This window comes from Pseudobutyrivibrio sp. MD2005, assembly GCF_000621865.1.
Classification (GTDB): Bacteria; Bacillota; Clostridia; order Lachnospirales; family Lachnospiraceae; genus Pseudobutyrivibrio.
The window spans coordinates 171,434-190,031 of the sequence record NZ_JHXE01000001.1; the positions used below are offsets into that span (position 1 = coordinate 171,434).

The window sequence follows — 18,598 nt, forward strand, 5'->3', positions numbered from 1 at the left end:
AGCCGTAACAAGTTTGTAACAAATAGAAAACTTTTGTAAAAAAGCGCGGAGGCTTATGATTAAATTAAAAGAAAATCTTTCTGTTATGTATGCTAAGAATAGAAAACATATTAACAAACGCAGCATGCAGTCAGGAGCTCTTGCATTAGCAACAATACTTTTATTCACAGGTGCATACACATGCGCACCTAAGAAGGTAAGCACAACTGTTGAGGTGAAGCCAGCTAGTACAGCAGGTGTATTTTCAGCAGTATCAGCAATGGAGCTTCAGGCAGGAGATACAGATATCGTATATGCATCTGCAGATGTTTCTGTAGTTGCTGCTACAACTGATCAGGTTGAGCCAGAATTAGCAGACGCTTATGATGAGTGGGCTGATAAGGTTATGGCGACTGTAGATGATTATCTCTACATTCGTTCAGAAGCTAACGGTGATTCAGAGGCCGTTGCAAAGCTTCGCTCAGGCGATGTTGCTACACTTGTAGATGTATTTGATGGTTGGTATGAAATTGAGTCAGGCAATGCTCATGGTTTTGTATCAGCAGATTATTGTGTAACAGGTATTGAAGCATATGAGTATGCCCTTGATATTTGCAGCTCATACGCTACAACAGATGTTGCAGGACTTCGTATTCGTGAAGAAGCATCTGAGGATGCTAAGATATTAAAGGTTGTTTCTCAGGGCACAAAGCTTGTAGTTGATGCCGATGTAGAAGCAGTTGATGGCTGGGTAGCAGTTTCTGATGGTAATGTATCAGGCTTTGTTAAGGCTGAATACGTTCAGGTAGATATGGAGACTGGTGAGGCTATCACATTAGAGGAAGAAGCTGAGGCAAAGGCCGCAGCTGAAGAAGCAGCTCGTCAGGCTGAAGAGGCAGCAAAGGCTGCTAAGGAGCAGGCCGAAGCAGCTGCAGCAGCAAATCAGGCAGTTGTTGATTCTGCAGATGATGTTGCGTTACTTGCAGCAATCATTCAGATTGAAGCTGGTAATGAAGGATATGAGGGACAGGTTGCAGTTGGTGCAGTTGTTATGAACCGTGTTCACAGCGGTGCATATCCAAACTCAGTTAATGGCGTAATTTTTGCTAGAGGACAGTTCTCTACATCACGTATGTCATCAGTTCTTTCAAGAGGACCAAAGGCATCATGTGTACAGGCTGCTCAGGAGGCGCTTGCAGGTTCTGACCCAACAGGTGGATTAACACACTTTAGACGTGCAGGTTCAAAAGAAGGCCTTATTATCGGCAACCACGTTTTCTACTAAAATAAGCACTTTTGGAGTCTTTGGGGGTTTCCCTAAAGGCTCTTTTGTTTTATACTTAGATAAAATTTGATTTCAGGAGGGTGCGTTATGGACTTAAAGGGAAAGAACTTTTTAAAAATGCTTGATTTTACTTCAGAGGAAATAGAGGGACTCGTTGATTTATCTCTCAGACTCAAAGAAGAAAAGAAGCAGGGAAAGTCGCAGGCTAGTTATTTAGAGGGCAAGAATATTGCACTTATTTTTGAGAAGACTTCCACACGTACCCGTTGTTCGTTTGAAGTGGCAGCTCACGATATGGGCGCACATGTTACATATCTTGATCCATCTGGTTCACAGATTGGCAAGAAAGAATCAATTGCAGACACAGCTCGAGTTTTAGGCCGCATGTATGATGGAATCGAATACCGAGGTTTTGAGCAGACAATCGTAGAAGACCTTGCAAAATTTGCTTGTGTTCCTGTTTGGAATGGTCTTACAAACGAATCACATCCAACTCAGATGATAGCAGATATGATGACTATCAAAGAGCATTTTGGAAAGCTTAAAGGCATCAAGTTCGTATACATGGGCGATGCCAGATACAACATGGGCAATTCATTAATGGTTACTTGCGCAAAGCTTGGAATGGATTTTGTTGCATGTACTAATAAGAAATATTTCCCAGAGAGCTGGCTTGTAGAAAAGAGCCAGGAAATTGCAAAGGAAACAGGAGCAACTATCACACTTACAGAAGATGTTGCAGAAGCATGTAAGGATGCTGATGTAATCTACACAGATGTATGGGTATCAATGGGCGAGCCTGATGAAGTATGGGAAGAGCGTATCAAGGAGCTTAGCCCATATCAGGTAAATGCAAAGGCTTTCTCTTATGCAAAGGATAATGCAAAGTTTATGCACTGCCTTCCTGCATTCCATGATTTAAACACTACAATCGGCAAGCAGATTCATGAGAAGTTTGGCATCGATTGCATGGAAGTTACAGACGAAATATTTGAAAGTGAGCGTTCAATTGTCTTTGATGAGGCAGAGAATCGTATGCATTCAATTAAGGCAGTTATGTACGCAACATTAGGAAATGCTAGATAATATACAGTATGAGTATTTTGAATCGGTAGATTCGACAAATGATAAAATAAAACAAAGAGCGCGAGGCGAGGCTGCTGAGGGGCTTGTGATTTCGGCAGGCACACAGACAGCAGGAAAAGGCCGCGTAGGTCGTAAATGGGAATCACCAAAGAATGATTCCATTGCAACATCTATTTTGCTTCGCCCAGACAGCATGCCGCTAGAGGCTGTTCCTACAGTCACCGTAGTTGCAGCTATGGCTGTAAGGGATGCGCTATATTCTCTTTATAATTTAGACGGCAAAATAAAATGGCCAAATGATATAGTCCTAAACGGTAAAAAGATATGTGGCATTCTTACAGAGATGGAGTTGAAGGATGGCAAGCCATGGTTTGTGGTTGTTGGAATTGGTGTTAATGTACACAATCGCCAATTTGATGACGATATTGCCTTTAAAGCTACATCAGTTGACCTTGAGCTTGAAAAGCTCGGGGCAGCTCAAAGGGGCCACAGGGCAGAATTGACTAGAGCTATTTGGGAAAGCTTCAAGAAATATTACAATATCTTCATTAAGACCCAGGATATGTCAGGATTAAAGGGAGAATACGAATCACATCTTGCCAACTTGGGAGAACGTGTTAGAATAGAAGCTCAGGAAAAATCCTATGAAGCAATCGCCATAGGCATTACTGATAAGGGCGAACTTATCATTGAAGCAAGTGGTGAGAGAAAAATAATTAGAACAGGAGAGGTCTCAGTCAGAGGCATCTATGGCTACGTATAATGGAAGAAGAAACAGTACTTTGCGGCGCTAGCTGCTATACAAAGAAATTTTATCTGAACCCAGATTTTGAAGGGTTACCTCCTATGATAAAGGATGAGCTTAAAATCTTATGTGTTATGTACACAGAAGAAGTAAGCGGTACAATCCAGATGATATACGAGGAAGACGGCACACTCAGAATCGAAGTGGATCACAATGAGGATGATTTGCTTTATGATGAGATTGGCTCGGCCTTAGAGGTTAAGCGTATGCAGCGCGAACGCACAGAATTATTTGAGGCGCTGGAAACATATTACAAGGTAGTTTTTCTAGGGGAGGGACTCTAATGTTACTTACAATCGATGTTGGAAATACAAATATTACAATGGGTGTATTTTCTGGAGAGGAGCTTTTAGGCAACTTCCGTATCACCACTAAAATCAATAGAACATCAGATGAATTTGGAATAGTAATAAAGGATATTCTTCGTTCAAATGATTTGGATGCGTCTGCAATTGATGATGTTATCATCGCATCAGTTGTGCCAAACGTAATGCACTCACTAACAAGTTCTATCATCAAATATTTCGATATTCAGCCTATTATTGTTGAGGCAGGAATTAAGACTGGTATTCGTATTGCTACAGAAAATCCAAAGCAGATTGGTGCAGATAGAATCGTAGATGCAGCAGGTGCTTATGATTTGTACGGTGGCCCAGTTCTTGTAATCGATTACGGAACAGCTACAACTTACGATTTGGTTGATGCAAACGGAGCTTTTGTATCAGGTGTTACAGCACCTGGTATCAGAATCAGTGCCAAGGCTTTGTGGCAGGATGCTGCTAAGCTTCCAGAAATCGAAATTAAAAAGCCAGAAAAGATTCTTGCAAAAGAAACTATTTCTTCAATGCAGGCTGGTCTTGTATATGGTCAGATTGGTCAGACAGAATACATTGTTAAGCACATGATAGAAGAAAGTGGTTATGAGGATGTAAAGGTCGTTGCTACAGGCGGCTTAGGCAATCTTATTTCCAGCGAGACTCAGTGTATAGATATTTACAATCCAAATCTTACACTTTATGGAATGAAATTTATTTACGATAAGCAAAAAAGATAATGATAAATAAGTTAAAAATCGGAAACGTAGAATTAGAAAACAATTTGATTTTAGCACCAATGGCAGGCGTTACTGACCTGCCATTTCGTTTGCTGTGCAAGGAGCAGGGGGCAGCCTTATGTTGCATGGAAATGGTCAGTGCAAAGGGAATCTATTACAACAATAAAAACACAGAGAGCCTGCTTACTGTTGATGAAAGAGAACGTCCGGTAAGCCTACAACTATTCGGGTCAGATCCAGATATCATGGCTGCCATGGCGGCAAAAATCGAGCATCGTAATTTCGATATACTTGATATCAATATGGGATGCCCTGTGCCAAAGGTTGTAAACAACGGCGATGGCTCAGCACTTATGAAGAACCCTAAGCTGGCAGGTGAAATCATCGAAAAGATGGTTAAGGCTATAAAAAAGCCTGTTACTGTCAAGATTAGAAAAGGGTTTGATGATGACCATATCAATGCTGTTGAGATGGCTCATATTGCACAGGAATCAGGGGCTGCGGCAGTAGCGGTTCACGGTCGCACAAGAGAACAATATTACTCCGGCAAAGCTGATTGGAGCATCATCGCAGACGTAAAGGCTGCGGTATCTATACCAGTTATCGGTAATGGAGATATTTTGGATGCTAAGGATGTCATAGCCATGCATGAGCAGACAGGCTGTGATGGATTCATGATTGGAAGAGGGGCCCAGGGTAATCCTTGGATTTTCCATCAGATATTGCACTATTTTGAAACTGGTGAGCTGATAGGCAAGCCACCAATGGAGGAGATGGTCAAAACAATGCTTCGCCATGCAAAGCTTCAAATAGAGTTTAAGGGCGATTACCTTGGTATCAGAGAAATGCGCAAGCATGCAGCATGGTACACAGCTGGTTATAAGGGCGCCAGCAAGCTTAGAGGCCAGATAAATGATGTGGAATCATATGAAGAATTAGAAGAGTTATTTAAAAGATTTCTCAGCAAATTTTAAATAAACTATGAACTCAAGGTGGAGTTCTTGACATCAATTTACCTGTGGCTTATAATTCACTAAGTTACTGAATTTATTAGATTTTTTAATACGTAAAATCTTTTCAAATACAAACAAAATCCAGAGGGAAAGGAACCAAGATATGGAAGCAAAGAAGAATTTACTTACAGCCGAAGGACTTAAGATATTAGAGGACGAATTAGAGGATTTAAAGGTCAATAGACGAAAAGAAGTTTCTCAGAAGATTAAGGAAGCCAGAGAGCAGGGCGACCTTTCAGAGAACGCTGAGTACGATGCAGCTAAGGATGAGCAGCGTGATATCGAAGCGCGTATCGAGGAAATCGAGAAGATCCTTAAGAATGCAGAAGTAGTTACAGATGAGCATGACACTAAGAACATCAATATTGGTTGGACAGTTACACTTCTTGACGTAGAGTTCGATGAGGAGACAGAATACAGAATCGTTGGTTCAACAGAGGCTAACAGCCTTAAGGGTAAGATTTCAAACGAGTCTCCAGTAGGAAAGGCAATTCTTGGACATAAAAAGGGTGATACAGTTACAGTAGAGACTGAATCTGGTGAGTTCCAGTACAAGATTATTGCAGCTAAGAAGACAAAGTAATTAGACTATGTTTATTTAAGTCGCAACCGATATGGTTGCGGCTTTTTTTAGGCTTTTCCACTTTTTAGTGGGAAGCTGAATAGAGTTTATTAAAAGTACAAGGAGGAAAATATGTTAGCACAACTAAAGAAAAAGTACATCGGAGACAAGGCATTTTATAGAAGATATATTTTCCTTGCGACACCAATGATTATTCAAAATGCGATTACAAATTTTGTTAGTTTTTTGGATAACATCATGGTAGGACAATTAGGCCAGGAAGCAATATCAGCAGTTGCCACAGTTAATCAGCTTAATTTTGTATTTTCACTGGCTGTTTTTGGCGCAGCAGCTGCAGGAAGTATTTATGGTGCACAGTATTATGGAAAAGGTGACCATCAGGGCCACATGTACACATTCCGATTCAAGCTGTATGCAACACTTTTGATTACATTGCTTGGAATATTGATGTTTTTGAAGTTTGGCCCACAGCTTATTTCACTATTCTTGACAGAGAGTGAAGGAGCGTCACCAGAGCTGGCACTTCAGCTTGGTCTTCAATATTTAAATATCATTCTTGTTGGTCTGATACCATTTGCTGTAAACCAGGCATATTCAACCAACATTAAAGAGACAGGGCAGACCGTTGTGCCGATGTTAGCCGGAATGGTTGCCGTTGCCACAAACGCTATTTTAGATTATTGTTTAATATTTGGTTTTGGACCATTTCCAAAGCTTGGTGTTGTGGGAGCAGCAATTGCAACAGTCATAGCAAGATATATTGAGGCTACAATCGTTATTGTTTGGGCACACAAGCATAGGGATGAGAATAAATATCTAGCAGGCGCATACAAAGGCTTTGGGATTCCAAAGAACATTTTCAATCAGATTTTCATAAAAGGTGCACCGTTAATGTTAAATGAGGTGCTTTGGGCTGCAGGTGTCAGCGCTGTAACACAGAGCTACTCAGTTCGAGGAATGAACGTTCTCACAGCATTAAGCATTTCAAACACAGTTGGAAATTTATTTAACATAGTTTTCATTCAATTGGGAGCTTGCATCAGCATTATAGTTGGTCAGTATTTGGGAGCAGGCGAATTAAAAGAAGCAAAGGATGCTGATAATAAGATGATTGCATTTAGCGTATTTTGTTGCACCATAATGGCACTTATAATGTTTATGTTTGGAGGCCTATTTCCACACATTTACAATGTAACTCCTGCAATCCGCGCACTTGCAACAAAGTTTATTGCAGTTGCAGCCATCTGGATGCCATTCTGTTCATTCAGCCATTGCTCTTACTTTACCCTTCGTTCAGGAGGAAAGACAATCGTTACTTTCTTATTCGACTCGGTATTTACTTGGGTAATTATGGCACCACTTGCATTTGTGCTTGCTCATTATACAGGCCTTGGCATCGTATGGGTTTACTTCTTCGTACAGGGTACAGAAATCATCAAAAATATAATGGGTTATTTCATGGTTAAATCTGATGTATGGCTTGTTCAGATGGTTTAGAAAGATCAAATCAGGTCAGCTGAAAGCAGATTACAATGCATGCATCCTTGACATGCATTGTAACCGTAGTCTATAATCAATTAGTTTAAAAGGAAAATATTTTTTATTTAAATAGATAAGGAGATAATATGGCAGAGCAGGATATTAACCAGTTACTTAAGGTTCGCCGTGAAAAGCTTTCTGCACTTCAGGAGGCAGGCAAAGATCCATTTGAGATCACAAAGTTTGATCAGACTCACCACAGTGATGAAGTTCGTTCACTTTATGAGGAGCACGAAGCAAAGCTTTTAGCAGGTCGTGCAGCAGTTAACACTGATGGTATGGATGAAGAAGCAGCAAAGCAGGCTATCAACGACGATTATAATGAGCGTCGCGCTATTATGGATGCAGATCCAATCCATGTTAGCATTGCAGGACGTATGATGTTCAAGCGTGTTATGGGTAAGGCCAGCTTCTGTAACATTCAGGATTTACAGAACAGCATTCAGGTATATGTAGCACGTGATGCAATCGGCGAGGAATCATACGCAGATTTCAAGAAATCTGATATTGGTGATATTTTCGGAGTAAAGGGTTATGCCTTCAGAACAAAGACTGGTGAGATTTCTATCCACGCAGAAGAGATTACACTTCTTTCTAAGTCTCTTCAGATTTTACCAGAGAAGTTCCACGGTCTTACAGATACAGACACACGTTACAGACAGCGTTATGTTGACCTTATCATGAATAAGGAATCAAAGGATGTATTTATTAAGCGTTCACTTATGATGCGTGAAATCCGTAACTTCCTTGCAGGTCGTGATTTCATGGAAGTTGAGACACCTATGCTTGTTGAAAATGCAGGTGGTGCAGCAGCTCGTCCATTCCTTACACATTACAATGCGCTTGGCGAGGAGCGTAAGCTTCGTATCTCTCTTGAGCTTTATCTTAAGAGACTTATCGTTGGTGGTCTTGAGCGTGTATTCGAGATTGGCCGTGTATTCCGTAACGAGGGTGTTGATGCTCGTCACAATCCTGAGTTCACTCTTATGGAGCTTTACCAGGCATACACAGATTACGAAGGTATGATGGAGCTCACAGAGAGCATGTTTAGATATTTGGCAGAAAAGGTTGTTGGTTCTACAAAGATTTCTTACAACGGAGTAGAAATCGACCTTGGCAAGCCATTCGAGAGACTTACAATGACAGATGCTGTTAAGAAGTACGCAGGCATTGATTTTGATACAGTAGCAGACGATGAGGCTGCTAAGGCACTTGCTCGTGAGAAGGGCATCGAGTTTGAGGAGCGTCATAAGAAGGGCGATATCCTTAACCTCTTCTTCGAGGAGTTCTGCGAGGAGAATTTGGTTCAGCCTACATTTATTATGGACCACCCAATCGAGATTTCTCCACTTACAAAGAAGAAGCCATCTGACCCTACAAAGGTAGAGCGTTTCGAGCTCTTCATCAATGGATGGGAAATGTGTAACGCATATTCAGAGCTTAACGACCCAATCGATCAGCGTGAGCGTTTTGCAGCACAGGATGCTAATGCAGAAGCTGGTGATGATGAGGCTGAGCACACAGATGAGGACTTCCTTAACGCACTTGAAATCGGTATGCCACCTACAGGCGGTATTGGATACGGACTTGATAGACTTTGCATGCTTCTTACAGATAGTGCAGCTATCCGTGACGTATTATTATTCCCAACTATGAAGTCACTTAACCCAGCAAAGGCTTCACAGTCTGCTGGCGACAACAATGGATTCTTTGCTCCAAACTCTAGCATTGATTTCTCAAACGTTAAGATTGAGCCATTGTTCGAAGAGACAGTGGATTTCGACACATTCTCAAAGAGTGATTTCAGAGCAGTAAAGGTTAAGGCTTGCCAGGCAGTACCTAAGTCAAAGAAGCTTCTTCAGTTCACACTTGACGACGGTACAGGTGTTGATCGTACAATCCTTTCTGGAATTCATGCATTCTATGAGCCAGAGGAGCTTGTTGGAAAGACACTTGTAGCTATTACAAATCTTCCACCAAGACCAATGATGGGAATTGAATCATGCGGTATGCTTCTTAGCGCTGTTAACAACCTTAAGGACAGCGAGGACGAAGAGCTGCACCTTCTCATGATTGATAACCATATTCCAGCTGGTGCAAAATTATACTAATTATAAGTATTCAAAGCTTCTTGGATAGAAATATCCAAGGGGCTTTTTTTAAATCAAAACTTAAGAACTTTTGCGGTTTAAAGTGCTAATGCATTGCATTTCCTTTGTATTAAGAATATATGATTTATGGAGAAATTGTGAAAAAGATGATATAATTGACAACGCTGTCGTATACATAAAATTAAATAAAGAATATATTTTGTAGAAGGAAGATTAAAAATGAAGGAAAAGAAACTCGGACTTATGTCCCTCATACTGATGATCTTTACATCAGTTTATGGCTTCAACAATATCCCTAGATCTTATTACTTAATGGGATATGCAGCTATACCTTGGTTTGTAATAGCTGGTATTTTATTTTTCGTACCATTTGCATTTATGGTAGCTGAATTCGGTTCAGCATTCCGTGAAGAGACAGGTGGTATGTATTCATGGATGTGTAAATCTGTTGGACCTAAGTATGCGTTCGTTGGAACATTTATGTGGTACACATCTTATGTACTTTGGATGGTAAATGTATCATCAGGAATTTGGGTACCTGTATCTAATGTAATTTTTGGTGAAGACTGTACATCACAGTGGTCATTCTTTGGAATTGAGTTTTTATCAGGCTCTAGATTACTTGGATTAATGGCAGTTGTTTTCTTTATCTTTATCACATATTTTGATTCAAAGGGTATTGATAAGATTAGCAAGGTTACATCTATCGGCGGAACAGCAGTACTTGTTATCAACATCATGGTATTTGTTGGTTCTATCGTAATGATCATTGCTAGACACGGCAGACTTGAGCAGCCATTTGCAGGAATGGAATCACTTCAGGTTCCTCTTAACGTAGCATACCAGGGCAGCCCAATAATGATTTTATCATTTATTGTTTATGCACTTTTTGCTTACGGCGGAATCGAAGCAGTTGGTGGTCTTGTTGATAAGACAGAGAATCCTAAGAAGAACTTCCCTAAGGGAATCGTTATCGCTGCAATGGTAATCGTTGTTGGTTATGCATCACTTATCATGCTCGTTGGTTCATTCACAAACTACAAGGAGATCCTTGGAGCAGGCGATATCACATTAGGTAACGTATCTTATGTAATTATGTCTAACTTTGCGGCAGCCTTTGGAAAAGCCTTTGGTGCATCAGAGGCTACACAGATAGCACTTGCACATGGTTTTGCAAGAGTATACGCACTTATTATGTTACTTGCACTTTTAGGTGCTATGTTCACATTAGTATATTCACCACTTAAGCAGCTTATCGATGGTACAGACAAGCGTCTATGGCCAGGTAAGATGGGTGAAATCGAAGAAGATGGTATGCCAAAGAACGCTATGTGGATTCAGTGTGCAATCGTTTGCGTAATGGTTCTTTTAGTTTCATTTGGTGGCGACACAATGCAGCAGTTCTTCTTAATCCTTACAGCTATGGTAAATGTAGGTATGACAGTTCCTTACATGTTCATCTCATTTGCCTTCCCTAAGTTCAAGAAGCTTCAGGGTCTTGATAGAAGCTTTGAGGTTTACAAGACTCAGACATCAGCAAATATCTGGGGATATGTTGTAACACTTACATTACTTTTTGCAAACGTATTTGCAATTATTCAGCCAGCACTTGATGGTGATTTCAAGACAACATTCTGGTCATTAAGCGGTCCTGTTATTTTCGGATTTGCGGCATGGGTTATCTACACAAGATACGAGAAAAAGATTAACTCAGAAAAGGTTTCTTCTGAGGAAGAAAATGCAGTAGAGCAGAAGAAAATTGGTTGAAAGCTAGGCTAAATTATAATACACTCTGAATATAGGGGACTATATTTAAGAGGGGATTAAATTGGGTTTTTCAACTATTAAAACAACTAAAAAAATGGCACTTACTTTAATGTGTATTGTGTCAGTCCTATTGGGCTTGATTTTTAATTACACATCTATTGTAAGGGCCTCAAATAATGATAACGAGGCATATACACATCGTGTACTATGCCTTTTGTCATATAATTATGCTTATCCAACAGTAAGGGAAGAAGTCGACGGTATTGTTGCGGGGTTTGCAAATAACGGTAACGATATCAGGTATGAGATTACTTACGAGTCTATGGATGGCAAGCGCTTCTATACTTCAGACGATATTGCACAGTTTGAAGACTATCTTGAATACAAGCTTTCAAAGGGCGAAAAATATGATTTAATAATCGCGGCTGACGATACAGCACTTGGGTTTGCAACAAATCATAGAGATTCTATATTCAAAGACGTTCCAATCGTATTTATGGGAGTAAACTCCCTTTCAGATGCAAAGACAGCTGCTTTAATCGACAATGTTACAGGAGTGGCAGAAGTGCCTGATATGGAATCTAATTATGAGCTGATGAAGAGCTTATTCCCGCACAGAACAAAAATCACAGCCATTGTAGATGCAACTACTACCGGCCAGGGTGAGTTCGTTCAGTTCATGGAATTTATAGATAATCATCCAGAACAGGATTATCAGGTTTTAAATACGTCCAGATATTCTCAAGATGGAATTAAAAAGTATCTTTCAGAGTTAGGAGAGAATGACATTATTCTTTACTTGGATTTTCTGGAGGATGGTGAGAAGAATATCTACACTTTAGAATCAGCATCAAGCTTTATTAGTGAGTATGCAAGTGATGTTCCTATTTTTAGAGTATCATCGGCTAATATCCAAAATGGCGTGTTAGGTGGAGTGTCCTATTCATTTTTCGATGCAGGAAAGATAGCTGGTGAAATGGGAGTGGATATTTTATCGGGAAAGCCAGTAGATAAAATAGACCTTGTCACAGATACAGTGACAAACACGTATTTTGAACAATCAGCTCTGGACAAATTTGGCATTAAAGAATCAAAGTTGCCCGAAGATGCAATTATTCTGAATCGCCATGAAAACGTAATTACCTGGTATAAGGAAAATACACTAATGGCCAATCTGGTGATATTGATAGTAATTCTTTTAATAATAATTATTGTACTTCTTGCAGCAGCTAATAGACGAAACGATAAGCTTATTAATAGCGATACCCTCACGCAAATTCCTAATCGACTATTTATTAATAAGCAGATCAAACAGATAGCTTCAGGAAAAGAACCATATGGAATCATAATGGTGGACTTGGATTTATTTAAAAGCATCAATGATACATTGGGTCACATTGTGGGGGATGAAGTATTAAAGGAGCTTGCAATACGTCTTCATGTGGTTGCCATTGAAAATGATTCTATTGCCGCAAGAATTGGCGGAGATGAATTTATGGTACTTGTGAAAAATGCCAGCCAGCAGAAATGCATAAGCATTTGTAAACAGGTACAAAAGATAATGCGAAAGCCGATTGAGACTACCAAAGGGGATATCCCTATTACCGTATCAATGGGTGGTGCTGTATATCCCGATGATACGGATGATTCATCAAAGCTGTTTTCAAGAGCGGATAAAGCATTGTATAAGACTAAGCGTGAAGGCCGCAATGGATATTGCATGTATAGTGAACTATAAAAAAGAGTGCCAGCGATGGCACTCTTTAATAATTTATTCGTCGATAATAAAATCATCAACATTATCGATAGTAATTGTTTTGGGCGAAAGCAAATATGATGTGATAGCTACGTTATCACTGACATAGGAAATAGTATCTCGCCTTATCTTAAAATCGAAATCATTTCCAGCACTTAAATCATCTCCAGTGGAAACACCATTTAAAAAGCTATTTACGATATATACAGTAGCCAATGCTTCATTGTTGAGATTCTTATAAATGCTCATGGACTGCTTGCCTTCTTTTATATATTGAAGGTTTACTTTGTCACCATCCTGGCCAGTGATAATGATTTTGTTATCTAGCTTATAGGAAGAATCAATGGCATCGCATACACCATGGGCAATAGAATCATTAGCACAAAGTACTGCATCTAATTGTTGGTTGTCCGTATAATAGCTGGCCAAAAGAATCTCCATTTTTTGCTTTGCCAGGTCTGTATCCCAAGAAGGAATAGAGCAGGCATAAAAAGATTTTTGATTAGAAATAATATTTATCTTACCTGTTTCAACATAAGGCGATAAAACCTCATAGGCAGCATTGAAAAAGCAAAGAGCGTTATTATCAGCAGAATCTCCTGCGAATATTTCTATATTAATAGGCTCTGAGTTTGAGGTGTTATTCAAATCAAATGCGTCCACTATATACAAGGCTTGAAGTTTTCCAATATAGTAATTGTCATAAGATACATAAGCTAAGAGCGTTGGGGCATGGTTAATCAGTCTGTCATAAGCTACCACTGGAATATTATTTTCGTTTGCTCGCTTTATACATGGCCCTAAAGAATCGGAATCAACAGGTGCGATAATTAGAAGATCGGCTCCGTCATCAATCATTTGATTTATATCATTGATTTGAGTATCGATAAGATTATCGCCGTATGATACTAGGACGTTGTAGCCTTCTTCTTCAAACATAGACTGAAGAAGTTCCGCATCATTAGTCCACCTTTCAAGCTGGGCTGCAGGCATGCTAATACCTATAGTGTCAATTTCAGAAGAGTCAAATGTTTCGGCGGTTTGCTGAACAATCTTGGATTCATTGGTATCGACTATTTCTTCTGTAGAGCTGCAACCACAAAAAATAAGTGTTGTGCAAAGCACAAGTGTAATTAATCTATTTCTCATGATTCACCTCAAGTGATAATAATTAAGTTAAATACATTATACATCATATTAATGTGAAGATATTGTTAAATTGTCAAAAAGGTTTTGAAAATGTCAGAAAAGTGCTACAATAGTAAAAAAAGGTGGAGGGGTGCATATGTACGATTTTATTACCATAGAGCGAAAATACGGCAGTGGTGGACACGAAATAGCTGACAAACTAGCTAAAAAACTTGGCTATCGTCTGTACGACCGTGGTGTGGTGGTAGAGACTTGTAAGCGCATGGGCTTAAGCTATGATGTTGTTTCTGGCATGGATGAGCAGAATCCTATCAAGCCGATCTTCAAGGCTCCTGGCCAGGAAATCTCTTTATATGAGCAGATTTACAACACTGAGTCAGAGATTATACGCGAAGCTGCAGAAAATCCTGGTGCGATTTTTGTAGGTAGATGTGCCAGCGAAATCCTTAAGGATAAAAAGCTGCTTAGGATTTTCATTACAGCAGATGACGATTACAGATTGAATCGCGCAAAGACTGTTGAGAAAATCAAGGCAGAAGATGCCGCTGATGTAATGAAGAAATTCGATAAGAAGCGTGAAAAATTCTTCACTACTAATTCTAAAGCAAAATGGGGTTCATCTGATTATTTTGATTTAATTTTAAACACAAGCACAATCACAGTAGATGAGGCTGTTGCGATGCTTGAAGCTTTGGTAAAAGCATAGGAAAATACCTTTGAAAAGCAAGGCTGCTTCTTGACTATAATGGTCATGAAGCAGCTTTAATTTTGTTGATGACAATTCACAAAATAAAGACTATAATACAACTAATAATTTAGTACATTAAAGTGACAGAGAGGGTGGATAAAATGGTTATTTCTAAAAATATGGAGAAACTTGTAGCAGGAAGTTCCACTATAAGAAAGCTTTTCGAAGAAGGTTTACAGCTTGCAGCGGAAGTTGGTGCAGAAAATGTATATGATTTCAGCCTTGGTAATCCAGCGGCGCCAGTACCTCAAAAGGTTACGCAGGCAATAAAGGATATCATTGCAGAGAATCCTGATTCATATATCCATGGATATATGAAGAATGCAGGCTTTGATGAGGTAAGAACAAACGTCGCTAATAGCTTAAATAAGAAGTTTGATATGGGCTACGGTCCAGATGACATTGTCATGACTGTAGGTGCTGCCGGCGCCATGAATTGTGTATTTAGAGCGCTTCTTGGCCTGAATGATGAAGTAATCGCATTTGCTCCTTACTTCGGAGAATACAGAAGCTATGTGGCAAACTTTGGCGGAACATTAAATGTTGTGCCAGCAAAGCTTGATGATTTCGATTTGAACTTAGATGAGCTTGATAAGCTTATCACAGAAAAGACAAAATGCATCATCGTAAATAATCCAAACAATCCTTCAGGAAAAGTATATCCAGCCTCTACGATTGAAAAGCTTGCTGAGATATTAGAGAAGGCAGAAAAAAGAGTAGGTCATCCAATCTATGTCATTGCTGATGAACCATACAGAGAGCTTGTATACGATGGAGACGAGGTGCCATACATCCCTTCAATAATCAAAAACAGCATCTACATGTACTCATTCAGTAAGACTCTTTCTCTTCCAGGAGAGCGAATCGGTTACATGGCTCTTTCAAAGAAGATGGATTACTATGAGGAGATGATAGGGGCTATGGTAGTAGCAAACAGATGCTTAGGCTACATCAATGCACCATCCCTTTTCCAGCTTGTAGTTTCAAGATGCTTAGATGTAGACGTTGATTTGGATTTCTACGACAAAAACAGAAAGCTTTTATACAGTAAGCTAACAGAGCTGGGCTTTGAGGTAGTAAAGCCTCAGGGAGCCTTTTATCTTCTTGTTAAATCTCCATACGAAAATGAGGAAGAATTTGTAAAAGCAGCAAAGAAGAATCACATCATACTGGTTTCAACCAAGACCTTCGGCTGCCCAGGATATGTAAGAATTGCATATTGCGTTGATTACGATATGATTAATCGTTCTCTAAAAGCATTTGAACAATTAGCAAAGGATTGTGGCATCTAGCCACAATCCTTTATTTAAAGTGATTCTTAAGTTTTTCATAGAGTTTATCGATGGAAGGAGCGATAGTGCTTCTGTGCCATGCGATAGAGATAGGCAACTCATCGTTTAGAGTCATGTAGTGAATGCCTGGATGATGGATGCCCTGATACCAGCCGTCTAAGACTGCAACGCCTAAGCCATTTTCAACGGCAGCAAATACAGTATTGATGTTTGGGACAGCTGTGAACTTTGGTACAAAACCGTAAGGTCTAAAAAGCAATTCTATGTCCTGGCATAGTTCACCAACTCGAGGGTCATCAATCATATAAAAGGTGCATGAAGCAAAATCAGCTGCTGTAGTGATTTTGTCGTAATTAGGCAAAAGCTCAGAATATACTATAATTCTAGGCACGCTTGTGAATTGATATTTGACTAAATCAGATTTGCCTTCTACATAGTCTGATGAAGTAATAATTGCATCTAAATGTTTGTCTTCGATGGCCTGTAACAAATCTCTAAAACCAAGACATTCAAATGAAATCATGAAATCCGGATTTTCTTTTCTACATTCATTAACAACTTTTGGAAGAAAGCTAGATACATTCCATCCGATATTGTAACCTAAACGGATTCTGTTGGTGGCGGTGGATAGCATTTTACGAATGTTGTGAAATTCCGCATAATATCTCTGGAAAAAATTAAAATATAATGTGCCTTCATCAGAAAGAGAAATGTTTCTACTGTTTTCTCTGATGAAAAGACTTACACCAAGCTCTTCTTCAAGAGCTGATATATATCGGCTTACGGCTGGCTGTGGCAGATATAAATTCTGGGCAGCCTTCGTGAAGCTTAAATGTTTAGCTGTTTCTAAAAAGCATTCTATCTGTTTATCATTCATAAAGGTAAATATAGCAAAAAAAATTGCGACTGTCACGTGGGCAGTCGCGATTTTTTTGGAGAATTTAAAAACAATTTGTATGTTGAAATAAAAACAATTGAAAGTTATTGCTACCTGTTAATTTCTAAATAAAATCAACAAGCATTTAAATTAAACTAAACACTTAAGGATATAAACGCCGTCATGCATAGCATTCATGTAGATATATCCTCTGTCGTCTACAACCAAATCCTCAGCTGTACCAAGAGGCTTGTTAGGCATCTTTACGTCGAAGCAGAGCTTCTCTGGATTTGGTGGAATGAAGTAAGCAATTTCCTTAGGAACATAAGGGTCTGAAATATCATACACACGAAGTCCTGCGTGGAAATAGCAGTCGTAAGCTCTGTCGCTTCTATCTTCAAGCCAAGGCTTACCTGTCATAGGCTCGTGAAGATTGTGAGGACCAAATGAAGTAGGATATCCGTAGCCTAAATCATTAAAGTTCTTGTAAGGGAAGTTCTCTGGAACCTCAGGATAAGGAAGCACAGAAATAAGTACTGGATCCTCAGGATCAGAGATATCAAACATTTCGATTCCACACATTGCCTGAACGCCAAATTTGTCAAAGTCGTTTTTGTTGTAAGTCCACTGACGCTCACCTTCTTGCATACCAATAGCATATTTAGTGCCGTGGATAGGCATAAATGTATGGCAAAGTGCACCACCAAATTTAGTGGCAAAAGGTGGAGTCATTTTAGCTTCACCGATAACCTGAGGCCATTCAGGATTAGAAACATCAAGAATCTTGAATCCTGCACCTGCGCAGCTAAGGTAAGCTGTATCTCCATCCACATAAGGGAAATGAACAAAACCAGGATATGTGTTGTATCCCTGCCATCCATTCCACTCTTTTTCTCTAGTCTTTTTAGTCTGATTACCGAAGAACTGACCTGGATTCCACCAACGACCAACTTCGTGTGGGTTAGTAGGGTCGGAAATATCTACAATTCTGTAAATGAAATCCTTAAAACCTACTGCAGTAGCTGAAAGATGTAAATATTTACCACCGTTGTAAGTGAAACGATGAACGCCAGCACCTGGATTATCAGTATCACCTGTTGCCCAGAAAGAAAGCTTCTTAGGATGCTCCGGATCTTCTTTAAGAGAGAAGATGTGAACTCCACCTGGAGCAGGAGTGTACTTTTCAGGAGCAGGTCCGTGCAAGAACTCAAGACAGTTTCCATTAGAAACAATCATAAGATCATCTGCAATCTGAACCTTTGGTGTAGACATGTAAGGATAAACCTCAGGATCCATAACAGGCATGTACTGCACATGACGTGGATTTGCTGGGTCTGTAACATCAATAATTTCAACACCATATCCGTAGAAGCAACCTCCGTAAAGATAATACTTTCCTTCAGCTGTCTTATATAACTGTGATTGGAATAAATAATGGTTGTCTGCATCGTGATAGCCGACAACTTCCATGTTTTTTATATAGCCTTCGTTTCCAGGGCTTTTAGCATAAAACTTATCGCTCATAAAAACCTCCTTCGTAAATGATTTATGTAA

The 18,598-nt window shown here is 39.6% G+C and carries 16 protein-coding genes; 13 read left to right on the top strand and 3 right to left on the bottom strand.

Features of this window, described 5'->3' with window-relative positions:
- Window positions 1-55: 55 nt before the first annotated feature.
- The 11 genes from T498_RS14465 (at window position 56) to T498_RS0100885 (ending at window position 12,960) form a co-directional block, all read left to right on the top strand.
- Window positions 56-1,264 carry a cell wall hydrolase gene (locus tag T498_RS14465; protein WP_051524518.1) on the top strand — a complete coding sequence of 403 codons (1,209 nt, stop codon included), beginning with the start codon at window positions 56-58 and terminating at the stop codon, window positions 1,262-1,264.
- A gap of 87 nt (window positions 1,265-1,351) precedes the next feature.
- Entirely contained in the window at window positions 1,352-2,350 is a 999-nt protein-coding gene (gene argF, locus T498_RS0100840; RefSeq protein ID WP_028234275.1) for an ornithine carbamoyltransferase, read from the top strand.
- Complete coding sequence (locus T498_RS14470; RefSeq protein WP_051524519.1) at window positions 2,340-3,113, top strand: biotin--[acetyl-CoA-carboxylase] ligase; 774 nt, start codon at window positions 2,340-2,342, stop codon at window positions 3,111-3,113. Before argF ends, T498_RS14470 begins: the two co-directional genes overlap by 11 nt.
- Complete coding sequence (locus T498_RS0100850; RefSeq protein ID WP_028234276.1) at window positions 3,113-3,439, top strand: DUF6145 family protein; 327 nt, start codon at window positions 3,113-3,115, stop codon at window positions 3,437-3,439. Before T498_RS14470 ends, T498_RS0100850 begins: the two co-directional genes overlap by 1 nt.
- Window positions 3,439-4,209, top strand: a complete 771-nt coding sequence (locus T498_RS0100855; RefSeq protein ID WP_028234277.1) for a type III pantothenate kinase — start codon at window positions 3,439-3,441, stop codon at window positions 4,207-4,209. Before T498_RS0100850 ends, T498_RS0100855 begins: the two co-directional genes overlap by 1 nt.
- A complete protein-coding gene (dusB, locus tag T498_RS0100860; RefSeq protein ID WP_197019889.1) occupies window positions 4,209-5,183 on the top strand; it encodes a tRNA dihydrouridine synthase DusB in 975 nt (324 codons plus the stop codon). The genes T498_RS0100855 and dusB overlap by 1 nt, the downstream gene beginning before the upstream one ends.
- 142 nt (window positions 5,184-5,325) lie before the next feature.
- Complete coding sequence (gene greA / locus T498_RS0100865; RefSeq protein WP_028234279.1) at window positions 5,326-5,805, top strand: transcription elongation factor GreA; 480 nt, start codon at window positions 5,326-5,328, stop codon at window positions 5,803-5,805.
- A gap of 111 nt (window positions 5,806-5,916) precedes the next feature.
- Window positions 5,917-7,302, top strand: a complete 1,386-nt coding sequence (locus tag T498_RS0100870; RefSeq protein ID WP_028234280.1) for an MATE family efflux transporter — start codon at window positions 5,917-5,919, stop codon at window positions 7,300-7,302.
- A gap of 128 nt (window positions 7,303-7,430) precedes the next feature.
- Window positions 7,431-9,455: a lysine--tRNA ligase gene (lysS, locus tag T498_RS0100875; RefSeq protein WP_028234281.1), complete on the top strand. Its 2,025-nt coding sequence runs from the start codon at window positions 7,431-7,433 to the stop codon at window positions 9,453-9,455.
- Between the two features lie 219 nt (window positions 9,456-9,674).
- Window positions 9,675-11,222, top strand: a complete 1,548-nt coding sequence (yjeM, locus tag T498_RS14475) for a glutamate/gamma-aminobutyrate family transporter YjeM (RefSeq protein WP_036977587.1) — start codon at window positions 9,675-9,677, stop codon at window positions 11,220-11,222.
- Between the two features lie 61 nt (window positions 11,223-11,283).
- Window positions 11,284-12,960 carry an ABC transporter substrate binding protein gene (locus T498_RS0100885; protein ID WP_028234282.1) on the top strand — a complete coding sequence of 559 codons (1,677 nt, stop codon included), beginning with the start codon at window positions 11,284-11,286 and terminating at the stop codon, window positions 12,958-12,960.
- 33 nt (window positions 12,961-12,993) lie between these two features.
- Here T498_RS0100885 and T498_RS14480 read toward each other — a convergent pair whose 3' ends face one another.
- Entirely contained in the window at window positions 12,994-14,127 is a 1,134-nt protein-coding gene (locus T498_RS14480) for a substrate-binding domain-containing protein (RefSeq protein ID WP_051524520.1), read from the bottom strand.
- A gap of 136 nt (window positions 14,128-14,263) precedes the next feature.
- Between T498_RS14480 and T498_RS0100895 the strand changes: the two genes are divergently transcribed.
- Window positions 14,264-14,833: a cytidylate kinase-like family protein gene (locus tag T498_RS0100895; RefSeq protein ID WP_028234283.1), complete on the top strand. Its 570-nt coding sequence runs from the start codon at window positions 14,264-14,266 to the stop codon at window positions 14,831-14,833.
- A 143-nt stretch (window positions 14,834-14,976) separates the two neighbouring features.
- Entirely contained in the window at window positions 14,977-16,167 is a 1,191-nt protein-coding gene (locus T498_RS0100900; RefSeq protein WP_028234284.1) for a pyridoxal phosphate-dependent aminotransferase, read from the top strand.
- Between the two features lie 10 nt (window positions 16,168-16,177).
- Here the strand turns inward: T498_RS0100900 and T498_RS0100905 are convergent, their stop codons facing one another.
- Both T498_RS0100905 and T498_RS0100910 read right to left on the bottom strand, forming a co-directional pair.
- Window positions 16,178-17,044, bottom strand: coding sequence for a LysR family transcriptional regulator (locus tag T498_RS0100905; RefSeq protein WP_155950996.1), 867 nt, complete (start codon window positions 17,042-17,044; stop codon window positions 16,178-16,180).
- 150 nt (window positions 17,045-17,194) lie between these two features.
- On the bottom strand, window positions 17,195-18,568 hold the full coding sequence (locus tag T498_RS0100910; protein ID WP_028234286.1) for an LVIVD repeat-containing protein: 1,374 nt from the start codon (window positions 18,566-18,568) through the stop codon (window positions 17,195-17,197).
- Window positions 18,569-18,598 lie beyond the last annotated feature (30 nt).

Excerpts from the sequence above, each read along its gene's own strand:
- T498_RS14465 (WP_051524518.1), top strand. The coding sequence starts at position 56 with ATGATTAAATTAAAAGAAAATCTTTCTGTTATGTATGCTAAGAATAGA.
- argF (WP_028234275.1), top strand. The coding sequence starts at position 1,352 with ATGGACTTAAAGGGAAAGAACTTTTTAAAAATGCTTGATTTTACTTCA.
- T498_RS14470 (WP_051524519.1), top strand. The coding sequence starts at position 2,340 with ATGCTAGATAATATACAGTATGAGTATTTTGAATCGGTAGATTCGACA.
- T498_RS0100850 (WP_028234276.1), top strand. The coding sequence starts at position 3,113 with ATGGAAGAAGAAACAGTACTTTGCGGCGCTAGCTGCTATACAAAGAAA.
- T498_RS0100855 (WP_028234277.1), top strand. The coding sequence starts at position 3,439 with ATGTTACTTACAATCGATGTTGGAAATACAAATATTACAATGGGTGTA.
- dusB (WP_197019889.1), top strand. The coding sequence starts at position 4,209 with ATGATAAATAAGTTAAAAATCGGAAACGTAGAATTAGAAAACAATTTG.
- greA (WP_028234279.1), top strand. The coding sequence starts at position 5,326 with ATGGAAGCAAAGAAGAATTTACTTACAGCCGAAGGACTTAAGATATTA.
- T498_RS0100870 (WP_028234280.1), top strand. The coding sequence starts at position 5,917 with ATGTTAGCACAACTAAAGAAAAAGTACATCGGAGACAAGGCATTTTAT.
- lysS (WP_028234281.1), top strand. The coding sequence starts at position 7,431 with ATGGCAGAGCAGGATATTAACCAGTTACTTAAGGTTCGCCGTGAAAAG.
- yjeM (WP_036977587.1), top strand. The coding sequence starts at position 9,675 with ATGAAGGAAAAGAAACTCGGACTTATGTCCCTCATACTGATGATCTTT.
- T498_RS14480 (WP_051524520.1), bottom strand. The coding sequence starts at position 14,127 with ATGAGAAATAGATTAATTACACTTGTGCTTTGCACAACACTTATTTTT.
- T498_RS0100895 (WP_028234283.1), top strand. The coding sequence starts at position 14,264 with ATGTACGATTTTATTACCATAGAGCGAAAATACGGCAGTGGTGGACAC.
- T498_RS0100900 (WP_028234284.1), top strand. The coding sequence starts at position 14,977 with ATGGTTATTTCTAAAAATATGGAGAAACTTGTAGCAGGAAGTTCCACT.
- T498_RS0100905 (WP_155950996.1), bottom strand. The coding sequence starts at position 17,044 with ATGAATGATAAACAGATAGAATGCTTTTTAGAAACAGCTAAACATTTA.
- T498_RS0100910 (WP_028234286.1), bottom strand. The coding sequence starts at position 18,568 with ATGAGCGATAAGTTTTATGCTAAAAGCCCTGGAAACGAAGGCTATATA.